The 11142-nt window shown below is 52.6% G+C and carries 7 protein-coding genes; 5 read left to right on the top strand and 2 right to left on the bottom strand.

All coding sequences use genetic code 11. The annotated features are described in order from the left end of the window. Window positions 1–125: 125 nt before the first annotated feature. On the bottom strand, window positions 126–1136 hold the full coding sequence (locus tag QMZ30_RS16435) for a hypothetical protein (protein WP_283228199.1): 1011 nt from the start codon (window positions 1134–1136) through the stop codon (window positions 126–128). A gap of 1018 nt (window positions 1137–2154) precedes the next feature. After that, window positions 2155–2448, bottom strand: coding sequence for a hypothetical protein (locus QMZ30_RS16430; protein WP_283228198.1), 294 nt, complete (start codon window positions 2446–2448; stop codon window positions 2155–2157). A 659-nt stretch (window positions 2449–3107) separates the two neighbouring features. Here QMZ30_RS16430 and guaD point away from each other — a divergent pair. The 5 genes from guaD to dcp all read left to right on the top strand — a co-directional run bounded on the left by guaD (window position 3108) and on the right by dcp (window position 11122). After that, entirely contained in the window at window positions 3108–4436 is a 1329-nt protein-coding gene (guaD, locus tag QMZ30_RS16425; protein ID WP_283228197.1) for a guanine deaminase, read from the top strand. After that, window positions 4433–5875 carry a xanthine dehydrogenase small subunit gene (gene xdhA, locus QMZ30_RS16420; protein WP_283228196.1) on the top strand — a complete coding sequence of 481 codons (1443 nt, stop codon included), beginning with the start codon at window positions 4433–4435 and terminating at the stop codon, window positions 5873–5875. Before guaD ends, xdhA begins: the two co-directional genes overlap by 4 nt. Further along, window positions 5865–8231 (top strand): xanthine dehydrogenase molybdopterin binding subunit, encoded by a 2367-nt coding sequence (gene xdhB, locus QMZ30_RS16415; RefSeq protein ID WP_283228195.1) that lies wholly within the window; start codon window positions 5865–5867, stop codon window positions 8229–8231. The genes xdhA and xdhB overlap by 11 nt, the downstream gene beginning before the upstream one ends. Next, window positions 8218–9000 carry a xanthine dehydrogenase accessory protein XdhC gene (gene xdhC / locus QMZ30_RS16410; RefSeq protein WP_283228194.1) on the top strand — a complete coding sequence of 261 codons (783 nt, stop codon included), beginning with the start codon at window positions 8218–8220 and terminating at the stop codon, window positions 8998–9000. Before xdhB ends, xdhC begins: the two co-directional genes overlap by 14 nt. A 73-nt stretch (window positions 9001–9073) precedes the next feature. Beyond that, window positions 9074–11122 carry a peptidyl-dipeptidase Dcp gene (gene dcp, locus QMZ30_RS16405; RefSeq protein WP_283228193.1) on the top strand — a complete coding sequence of 683 codons (2049 nt, stop codon included), beginning with the start codon at window positions 9074–9076 and terminating at the stop codon, window positions 11120–11122. Window positions 11123–11142 lie beyond the last annotated feature (20 nt).

Raw genomic sequence — 11142 nt, 5'->3', positions numbered from 1 at the left:
AATCAAAGGGAACAGAATCACAAAAGCACAGCGTTCCCACCAGACACCATTTACTGTCAATGGTGGGAACAATTTCTCAAATGTTGATATCGCTCAGAACTTAAAATCAAAGCGATGACGAAAAATCAGTGATGCCTTTCATTGGTTAAAACAGTCTGAGGCTGTGTACGTCTACCAATGCGACCAAATACAGCAGCCAGCAGAGCTTCGAGGATTAAAATAAAGAAAGTGAACCAGCTTGCCTTGGCAGTAACAGCGGCAGCTTTTTCTGCTGCTTCGCGAGCTTTTTGCTCAGCCTGCTGTTTCAGTTGCTGAAACTGAGCAACGGCTTTCTGATAGCTGTCAGCCGTCTGGTTAACAATCTGCTCGGCTTCCTGATCGCTCTTACCCGTGCGGGCTTTAATAACGTTTTTCAGTGCCTCACGGTCAGCTGCCTGAAGCGTATCTGAATGGCGATTAATGACACCCTGTATCCAGTTTACGATATCGTTGTCAGCGTTCTGAGGATTCTGAACTGTTTCCTTAGCCTGATCCTCTGCACCGTTTGCCTCTTTACTCACGTCCTGCTGGAGCTTCTCAGGTTGCAGTTCAGGCTTACCAGTCTGACGGAGAGTGGTTTGTAATTCGTTTTGTAACTGATCGAGGTTTATGTTGTTTTCCTGAAGCTTTTCCTTAGCGATGTTGCCGACGGAAGGCGCTACTGCCGAAACTCCGCTGCCAACCGCACTTGAGCCCGCGCCCAGAATAGAAAATGCTCCTCCAATTACACCGCTTGCAAGTGAAAACGCCAGCCATAGCGTTATGAGCGTACTGACGCCAAACATCAGCAAACCATGAAGGGCTCCCTCACGCTGAGCAAGCCGGCCAGCAACGTACCCCCCGGCAATTATGGCCAGAGCCATACTGGTGCCGGTCCATATTAGTGCACCAGTTCCGATATGTTCGAGTGGATGAGATTCCTGCTGAGGATCAATCACGGATGCACCGATCGCAGTACCTAAAATACCCAGTAAAAGATGAACAATCAGCGCAGCGATAACACCAGCAATTACAGCGCTCCATGAAATTCGTTTCAGCGGTAATCCGCGAGCGGATTCTGTTACAACAACACCATCATTAATCCAGGGTTCAGCCATGACTGTTCTCCCAAAATTTTCTTGTTAATTAAATGAAATAAAAACCAGCAGTTATTGTTTAGCGTAGTCATTAAATTAAAATGCACCAGATGCGCACCCATATTTATTCTGATGGAGTAAGCGAGTCGTCATAGAGGGGCAGGATTAGGCAGATGACTATTTATGAAATGCAAGAGGCAGAGTGATTTACCCTGCACTGAGAAAGAACTTTAGTGTCAATTACTCGTGCCATAGTTTCCAGTTAATCTCAGTCAGGAAAGTTGGATATTACTCATCGAACGAAATTGTTGGTATGAACATACTTTGGCTATGAATGATTACCATATCCCCTACAGGAGGAAAATAAGCCAAGCGCAAAAGTGATGATATGGAACTTATCCTTTGGATACTCAAGGTGATTATTTACCATGTGTATCAGATGCAAAATCTTAACTCTTTGAGCTGAACAACATGCAGATAAAGATTTACCTCTCATTTCAGAAAAAACGCATAAAGAATTCTCACTAAATTTAGATATGCTTCTAAAATTAATTTGGATATTACAAATATTGCTATCCTTACTGGGCCACTTTATCACAGAGTCTGTGTTGGTTCCCGCAAGGATTGATTTTTGAATAAGATATGTAAGAGGGAAAGTCATGCCGACAATGAATTACGAATTCTATACGATAAGCGCACCGGAACACGACGGTCGTTGTACGCTTCATCGTAGCCAGTGTGTAAGATTACCTGCTAGAGAAAAACGACTGTTCTTAGGATCATTTACCTCTGCCACTCAGGCATCTCAGTACGTTATGGCGCAACATCACTCATGGCATCTTTCAGAATGCGTATTCTGTCTGAATTCAGGCGATGCCATCGACAGACCATCATCTGTAAACTAACCATCAGACTTTCCTTCTTAAGATGAATGTCAGCAACTGCGGGCATTCATTCACGAACAACGAGTTGCCTTCCTTCAATTAGGTGCAGTTTGATAAGGACAGGGATGATTTCTCACTAAGAATACGAAGTCCTTTCACGCCACATAGTCATGCCAGCTATGACTGGTACCATTCTCTTTGTTCAGCTTACTGCGTCCCTGTTTCAACTCTCTGAGCGTCGGATGATGTTTTCCTGCATCAAGCCGGTGAGTTCTGGCTTCTCCAGCACTGATGTTGTTATCAGGCACTGCGAATATGAATTTTTCATACCCCTCGGTAAAAGATGGTCGGGCGGCATAATCCGTCGTGTCAGGGTGCCGTGCTTTGTCATCAAAACCTTCATGACTACCCACCAGCAGTGAAACTGCGAAGAAAGTGATTTTTAGCATGATTTATCCTGGTATGTAGTACGGGTGGAGTTGTGACTAGTTCTGCGAGTACTTAACAGCATGACGATTTACTCATCAAAAAAGCGGCATTGTGTTTTTGATATCAGGAACAGACATAAAGGCAAAAAAGGGGCAAATCCAGGGGCATAACTGGTCAGAAGGGGGCAAAAAAGGGACAGGAAAAGATGTCATTAGCAGAGGTTGGCAGGTTTTAGCTCATGGCTAACTTTATGATTTTCTATATTTAAACTTAAAAATCATAAAATTAACCATTAACATCAAACTTATCCTTAAACGATTTCAGGTTCTCTACCACACCTTAGCATTAACCCTGACACCATGCTCATGAAAACCCTAACCGGTGTGTTGCAGGATTCTTCGTGCACAAAAAGAGTGCGCTATTGCACCGACATCGCGCAGAAAATCACGGGTGTTACTAGGCTATTTTTGCGATTTTCATATCCTTTACCAATAGCAACCGTTTGCCATTGTAAGCAAACGGTTGCGCATTCGTTTGCGAATTGATCCTGCCCTCAAATTCAGTAAAAATCATCTATTTTATTGAAATGAAACAGTATTTTTTGTTCTAAGCTTTGGCATGTCCCTTGCAATTCACTTTCAAGGCAATTATCTGCAATGACATGTATCAAGGAACTTTTATGCCTTACGCCTCTGAAACCCTGCTGCGCGCCAGCTTCTTTGACTTCACCGCCCTGGCTGTACAGCCAGATGAGATTGCGGCCAACGCACGCTATCTCGAAGATGGCCTACTAACGCTGCGTGATGGCAAAGTGGTTGCGCTGGAAAGTTGGGAGATCGCAGAAGGGCGCGTTGATGCCGCTCAGGTGATCGATCTGCGCGGTAAACTCATCGTGCCGGGCTTTGTCGACACCCACATCCACTATCCGCAAACAGAGATGATTGGAGCTTTTGGCGAGCAACTACTGGAGTGGCTGAACCAATACACCTTCCCGGTCGAGAGCCAATATCACTGCCCGGACCACGCCGCGCAGATGTCCGCCTTCTTCTTGCAGCAGCTCTTGGCGAATGGCACCACCAGTGCGCTAGTGTTTGGCACCGTCCATAAACAGTCCGTTGACGCCTTGTTCAGTGCGGCGGAAAAGCTCGATATGCGATTGATTGCTGGCAAGGTGATGATGGATCGCAACGCGCCGGAATATCTTACCGAAACCCCCGAAGAGAGTTATCAGCATACCCGAGAACTGATTGAGCGCTGGCACCAGCGAGGTCGGCTTAGCTATGCATTGACGCCGCGCTTTGCGCCAACCTCATCACCGGCGCTGCTGGAAAAGGTGCGTCAACTGCGTGAAGAGTTCCCTGATACCTGGCTGCACACACACCTCAGTGAGAACCAGCAGGAAATTGCCTGGGTGAACGAATTGTTCCCTGAGCACGACGGCTACCTTGATGTGTATCACCAGCACCAACTGACTGGGAAGCGCAGTGTGTTTGCGCATTGCCTGCATCTGGAAGATCGCGAATGGCAATGCCTGCACGATACCGATTCCTCCATCGCATTCTGTCCCACCTCCAACCTGTTTCTCGGCAGCGGATTGTTCAACATCAAACGCTGCTGGCAGCAGGGCGTGCGCATGGGTATCGGAACCGATGTCGGCGCAGGTACGACTTTTAATATGCTGCAAACCCTGGGGGAAGCTTACAAAGTTGGGCAGCTGCAACAATACCGACTCAGTGCCTGTGAAGCCTTCTACCACGCCACATTGGGCGGGGCGCATGCGCTCGATTTAGATGCCAAAATTGGCAACTTCAACCCTGGTAAAGAGGCCGATTTCGTGGTGCTCGATCCGGCGGTGTCACCGCTGCAAAAATTACGCAGCGCCAACAGTAAAGACATCTGGGAACGCCTGTTTGTCATGATGACGCTGGGGGATGACCGCAATATTGCCCAAACCTGGCTGAGTGGCAAACCCGTCTGGCAGAGGAATGGCGAGGAGATAACCGCATGATCCAGTACCTGCTCAACAACCGTCTGATCACCGAGACGGCTTTAGACCCCAATCTCACGGTGCTCAATTACCTGCGCAACCAGCAGCAGCGGCGCGGCACCAAGGAAGGCTGCGCGTCAGGAGACTGCGGTGCTTGTACCGTAACGCTGGGTAAAGTGGTGGCGGGGCGCATGCAGTATCAAACGGTCAACAGTTGCCTGACACTGGTGAGCAGTTTGCAAGGCAAACAGTTGATTACCGTAGAAGATCTCAAGCAGGGGCGTGAACTGCACAGCGTGCAGCAGGCCATGGTGGATTGCCACGGCTCGCAATGCGGTTATTGTACGCCGGGATTTGTCATGTCCCTGTTTACCTTGCAAAAAAACAGTCAAGGCTGGAATCCGCACCATGCTGAACAGGCGCTGGCGGGCAACCTGTGCCGCTGTACCGGCTATCGCCCGATTATGGCAGCGGCGCAGCAGGCGTGTGAGCAGCCAGCAACGGATGCATTTACGGCTGATGAAACCGCGCTGGTGCAGCGGCTTCAGGCATTGAACAACACAGAAGTGCAAACCCTTGAAGCCAACGGCAGCCGCTGTTTTGTGCCGAAAACGCTGGCGCAGTTAGCCGCGCTTTATGAGCAGTATCCTGACGCGCGTTTGCTGGCGGGCGGCACTGATCTGACTTTGCAAATTACCCAGCAGTATCAACGTCTGCCATTGTTGATCGCCTTAGAGCAGGTGCAGGAATTAGCCGAGTGCAGCGAAGATGAGGACACGTTCCGGCTGGGAGCGGCCGCGCCGCTGCATCACTGTTACCACTTCCTGGCCGACAAAATCCCGGCTTTTAGCGCCACACTGGAGCGTTTTGCGTCACTGCAAATTCGCAATCAGGGCACGCTGGGTGGCAACATCGGGAATGCTTCACCGATTGGCGACTGTGCGCCGATGCTTCTGGCGTTGAATGCGCGTTTGGCATTGCAGAAAGGTGAAGTGATGCGTGAGGTGCCACTCGACCAGTTCTTCACCGGCTATCGGCAAACTTTGCTGCAGGCGGGGGAGTTTATACACTCTATCATCATTCCAAAAGTGACGGTGTCACCTGATTTTAGCGCCTGGAAAGTGGCTAAACGTCTGGACGATGATATTTCGGCAGTGTTCGTCGCCATCAATATTCAGGTGGAGAATGGCGTGGTGCAGCATGCACGACTGGGCTTTGGTGGCATGGCCGCTACCCCAAAACGTGCTATTGCTGCTGAAGCCGCGTTGAATGGGATGCCATTAAATCAAGCGAGTATCGAAAAAGCCTGCGCTGCACTCAGTCAGGATTTTCAGCCCTTGAGCGATTTTCGAGCCAGCGCAGACTATCGCTTGCAGGTGGCGCGCAATTTATTGCGCCGCTATTACGCCCAGACTACGGGCGAACTGACTATCACGGAGGTAGCGCGTTATGTCTCATAACCGACCCGAGCTGACCGAAACGCTGCTGAAAAGCCAGTTTGCCACTGAGATGAAAACCGGTGTTGGACGCAGTCAAAAGCATGAAAGTGCTGACAAGCATGTCACTGGTGAAGCCTACTACATTGATGACAAACCCGACTTACCGGGCTTACTGCATCTTTGCCCGCGCTTGAGTGAACACGCGCATGCCCGCATCACGCATATCGATGTACAGCCCTGCTATGCGATCCCCGGCGTGGTCAGCGTGCTGACGTGGCGCGATGTGCCCGGACTCAATGATGTTGGCCCTCTTGAACCAGGCGATCCGCTGCTGGCGCAAGACAGCGTGGAATATCTGGGACAAATCGTGATTGCGGTGGCAGCAGACTCCCCGGAAGCGGCGCGTGCGGGCGCTGCGGCGGCAATTATTGAATATCAGCCTCTGCCCGCCATTCTTGATGTGCGCGAGGCTCTGGATAAACAGCACTTCGTACAACAGCCGCACATCCACCAGCGCGGTGATGTGGAAGCCGCGCTGGCGCGTGCGCCGCATCGTATTCAGGGTGAATTCCACATTGGTGGCCAAGAGCATTTCTATCTGGAAACTCAGGTTGCGTTAGTGATCCCCGGCGAAGATGACACGCTGCAGGTTTACTCTTCGACGCAAAACCCTACGGAAGTGCAGAAACTGGTGGCTGAAGTGATGGATATCACCATGAACAAAGTCACCATTGATATGCGCCGCATGGGCGGGGGCTTCGGGGGGAAAGAGACGCAAGCGGCTGGCGTGGCGTGCTTGTGTGCCATCGCGGCCCGGCAGTTGCGTCGGCCAGTGAAAATGCGCCTCGCACGCCGGGATGATATGCGCATCACCGGTAAGCGCCATCCTTTCTATGTGCGTTACGATGTCGGCTTTGACGATCAGGGCATTTTTTGCGGAGTCAAAATTGATCTGGCAGGCAACTGCGGTTATTCGCTCGATCTTAGCGGATCGATTGTCGATCGTGCGATGTTCCACGCAGATAACGCCTATTACCTTGGCGATGCGCTGATCACTGGGTATCGCTGTCGCACCCATACTGCCTCCAATACCGCCTATCGCGGTTTCGGTGGACCACAGGGGATGGTGGCTATCGAGCAGATCATGGATCACATCGCCCGCGAACGTGGGCTTGACCCGCTTGAACTGCGCAAACGCAACTACTACGGCAAGCACGACCGCAATATTACCCATTACCATCAGCAGGTTGAAGACAACCTGTTGCAAGAGATGACTGCGCAGCTGGAAACCAGCAGTGAGTACGCGCAACGACGCGCTGAGATCACCGCCTTTAACGCCAGCCAGCGCGTTATGAAACGAGGACTGGCACTAACGCCGGTCAAATTTGGTATTTCCTTTACTTCCAGCTTCCTCAACCAGGCGGGAGCGCTCATCCTGATCTATACCGATGGCACGGTGCAACTGAACCATGGCGGGACGGAGATGGGTCAGGGTTTGAATACCAAGGTGGCGCAAATTGTGGCAGAGGTGCTGCAAATTGATATCAGCCAGATTCAGGTCACGGCAACCGATACCGGTAAAGTCCCGAATACTTCACCGACCGCCGCCTCCAGCGGGGCCGATCTCAACGGTAAAGCGGCGCAGAATGCCGCACAGATATTACGCGATCGCTTAACCGAGATGCTGTGTCGCTTGCACCAGTGTTCAGCTGATGAGGTTCAATTTAGCAATGGCATTGTGCGTGTGCCGGGACAGCACTTCACCTTTGCGCAGGTGGCACAGCAGGGTTGGCTGAATCAGGTGCCGTTATCGGCCACCGGTTTCTACAAAGTGCCTGGCATTCACTACGATCGTCAGGCTGGGCGCGGCAAACCTTTCTATTACTTTGCATACGGCGCGGCATGCTGCGAAGTGCTGGTGGACACACTTACCGGCGAGTATCGGCTTCTACGTGCGGATATTCTGCATGATGTGGGCGCTTCTCTGAACCCCGCGCTGGATATCGGGCAAGTGGAGGGCGGCTTTGTGCAGGGCATGGGCTGGTTAACCTGCGAAGAGTTGGTGTGGAATGAGCAGGGCAAATTGCTCACCGATGGGCCGGCGAGTTACAAGATTCCGGCGATCAGCGATGTGCCACAGGATCTGCGCGTCACTCTGGTAGAGAACCGCAAAAATCCACAGGACACCGTTTTCCACTCGAAAGCCGTTGGGGAACCACCGTTTATGTTGGGCATCGCGGTATGGTGCGCATTGCAAGATGCGGTTGCCAGCGTGGATAACTATCGGCGTCATCCACAGCTGGATGCGCCAGCCACACCGGAGCGGGTTTTCTGGGGTGTACAGCGCCTCTCGGGAGCGGGTGATGATTTACCATGACTGGATCGCCGTATTGCACGCGCTGCGAGAGCAGCGTGAGAGTTGCGTGTTAATCACCGTGCTGAGCCAGCGGGGCTCTGTGCCACGTGACAGCGGCAGCAAGATGGTGGTCAGCGCCAGCGACACCTTCCTCACCGTTGGCGGCGGCCATCTGGAATACCAGTGTATTGCGCTGGCGCGAGAAATGCTGCAGCAACGTAGCCTGCAACCGCGCACCGAAGAGTTCGCACTGGCCGCCCGTCTCGGTCAGTGCTGTGGCGGTCATGCCACGCTGCTGTTTGAGCCGCTAATGCAACAGCAGCCTGAGATTCAGGTTTATGGTGCGGGGCATGTGGGGCAAGCGCTGGTCAATCTGTTAGCCACCTTACCCTGCAAAATCACCTGGATTGATAGCCGTGCCGCACAGTTTCGGGCGGTTCCGCCAGGTGTCACGGTGTGTCAGGTTGAAGACCCGATCGACTGCGTTAGAGAGGCTGCGCCTGACAGCTATTTCATTGTGATGACACACGACCATCCGCTGGATTTTGCGCTGAGTGAAGCGATATTACGTCGCGGGGATTTTCGCTATCTCGGGGTGATTGGCTCCGCCACTAAGGCACAACGTTTTCGCTATCGCCTGGCGGGCAAGGGCATTGCCGCTGAAGCGCTGGAAAGATTGCGCTGTCCGTTAGGTCTACCGGACGTGAAAGGAAAATTGCCGGCTGAGATCGCCGTGGCGGTAGCTGGCGAGATCATTAGTGTGTATCAGCGCCAGCATGGCGGTTGTTGAGCGGCGTTGAAGCTGCCAGGATAGAAACATCCCGCCGCACCGGTTGCGGCGTTGCTGATTATCAGGAGCGATAATGACTTCACGAGCAAATCCGTTTTTCACCGTCAGTACGTTACCATATCAAACCCCGCCGTTTGACCTCATCCAGGAAGAGGATTTTTTACCTGCGCTGGAAGCGGGCATTGAAGAAAAGCGTCAGGAAGTCGCGGCGATTGCCAACCACCCTGAGCCTGCCACCTTCGCCAATACCTACGAAGCGCTGGAGCGCTGCGGACAGCTGTTGAATCGCGTTGAAAAGGTGTTCGGTGCCATGACCTCCGCCAATACCAGCGATCGCCTGCAGGAGATTGATGAGTTAATCACGCCAAAGCTCACTGCGCTTAGCGATGAAATTCATCTCAACAGCCAACTGTTTGCGCGCCTCGACAGCGTCTATCAACATCGGGGATCAGCGTGCCCAGATGCCGAGTCGATGCGTTTAGTGGAGGTCACCTGGCAGCAGTTCCAGCTCGCCGGTGCCAGCCTGAGTGATGCCGATAAACAGCAACTACGTGCCTGTAATCAAGAGTTGGCTACGCTCAGTACGCGCTTTGGCAACAAACTGCTGGCGGCCACCAAAGCGGGTGCCTATACCGTCAGCAGCCCCGCGGCATTGGCAGGATTGACTGAAGAAGAACTGGCTCACGCCAAAGCCGCTGCCGAAGCGCGCGGCTTAACCGGCGAGTGGCTCATTCCGTTGCAAAACACCACGCAACAACCGGCATTGCAGTCACTTGAAGTCCGTGCCACGCGTGAGGCGCTGTTTAATCAAGCACTGACGCGTAGCGAACAGGGCGATGATAACGATACGCGCGCCATCGTCTTGCGTATGGCACAGCTGCGCGCAGAGCAGGCTAAACTGCTGGGCTTCAACACTTATGCTGAGTGGAGCATGCAGGATCAGATGGCAAAAACGCCGGATGCGGCGTTTGATTTTATGCGTAACATCGTTCCAGCAGCCCGGGCGCGTGCCGAGCGTGAAGCGGCAGACATCCAGCAACTGATTGAGCAGCAGCACCACAGTTTCCCGCTGCGTGCGTGGGACTGGAATTTTTACGCTGAGCAGGTGCGTAAAGCGAAGTATGCGCTGGATGAGGGCCAAATCCGCCCTTACTTTGAACTCAACAGCGTGCTGGAGAAAGGCGTGTTCTGGTCGGCAAGCCAACTGTTTGGTATCCGATTTGAGCAGCGCCATGACCTTCCGGTTTATCATCCTGACGTCAACGTATACGAAATCTTTGATGCGGATGAGGCTCCGCTAGCGCTGTTCTACACCGATCTGTTTAAGCGTGACAATAAAAGCGGTGGTGCCTGGATGAGCAACTTCGTCGATCAGACCACGCTGCTCGGTACTCAACCGGTGATTTATAACGTCTGTAATTACACCAAACCGCAGGCAGGGCAACCCGCACTCATTAACTGGGATGAGGTGATCACCCTGTTCCATGAATTTGGTCACGCCTTGCATGGTTTATTCGCGACGCAGCGCTACCCGAGCCTCTCTGGTACCAATACGCCGCGTGACTTTGTCGAGTTCCCTTCGCAGATTAACGAGCACTGGGCCAGCCATGAAGCGGTCTTCGCCAACTATGCGCGTCATTATCAGAGCGGTGAAGCGATGCCGGCCGAACTGCGCGAAAAGATGGTCAAGGCCTCTAAATTCAATAAAGGCTATGACATGACGGAGTTGCTGGCAGCCGCGCTGCTTGATCTGCAGTGGCATTCACTGACGACCCATGATAATCCGCAGGATGTCAGCCACTTCGAGCTTCAGGCGTTGGCCGCAGAAAACATCGCGTTGGCAGCGGTGCCACCGCGCTATCGCTCCAGCTATTTCCGTCATATCTGGGGAGGTGGCTACGCCGCCGGTTATTACGCTTATATCTGGACGCAGATGCTGGCCGATGATGGCTATCAGGCGTTTGAGGAGCGAGGCGGGTTAACCCGCGAAAATGGCCAACAATTCCGGGAACACATTCTGTCACGTGGAAACAGCAGCGATCTGCAGCATTTATGGCTGGCGTGGCGCGGTAAAGCACCGGAAATTGGCCCGATGCTGAAAAATCGCGGCTTAGAATCGTAGGGGCGACCTTCAGGCCGCCC

Source organism: Pantoea sp. EA-12 (assembly GCF_030053355.1).
In the GTDB taxonomy this organism is placed as follows: Bacteria; Pseudomonadota; Gammaproteobacteria; order Enterobacterales; family Enterobacteriaceae; genus Pantoea; species Pantoea vagans_C.
This window is presented reverse-complemented; position numbering and strand designations above follow the sequence as displayed.

What these genes read in the sequence shown, in the direction of transcription:
- xdhB (WP_283228195.1), top strand. Translation starts at nt 5,865, where the DNA reads ATGTCTCATAACCGACCCGAGCTGACCGAAACGCTGCTGAAAAGCCAG.
- QMZ30_RS16430 (WP_283228198.1), bottom strand. Translation starts at nt 2,448, where the DNA reads ATGCTAAAAATCACTTTCTTCGCAGTTTCACTGCTGGTGGGTAGTCAT.
- xdhA (WP_283228196.1), top strand. Translation starts at nt 4,433, where the DNA reads ATGATCCAGTACCTGCTCAACAACCGTCTGATCACCGAGACGGCTTTA.
- xdhC (WP_283228194.1), top strand. Translation starts at nt 8,218, where the DNA reads ATGATTTACCATGACTGGATCGCCGTATTGCACGCGCTGCGAGAGCAG.
- dcp (WP_283228193.1), top strand. Translation starts at nt 9,074, where the DNA reads ATGACTTCACGAGCAAATCCGTTTTTCACCGTCAGTACGTTACCATAT.
- QMZ30_RS16435 (WP_283228199.1), bottom strand. Translation starts at nt 1,136, where the DNA reads ATGGCTGAACCCTGGATTAATGATGGTGTTGTTGTAACAGAATCCGCT.
- guaD (WP_283228197.1), top strand. Translation starts at nt 3,108, where the DNA reads ATGCCTTACGCCTCTGAAACCCTGCTGCGCGCCAGCTTCTTTGACTTC.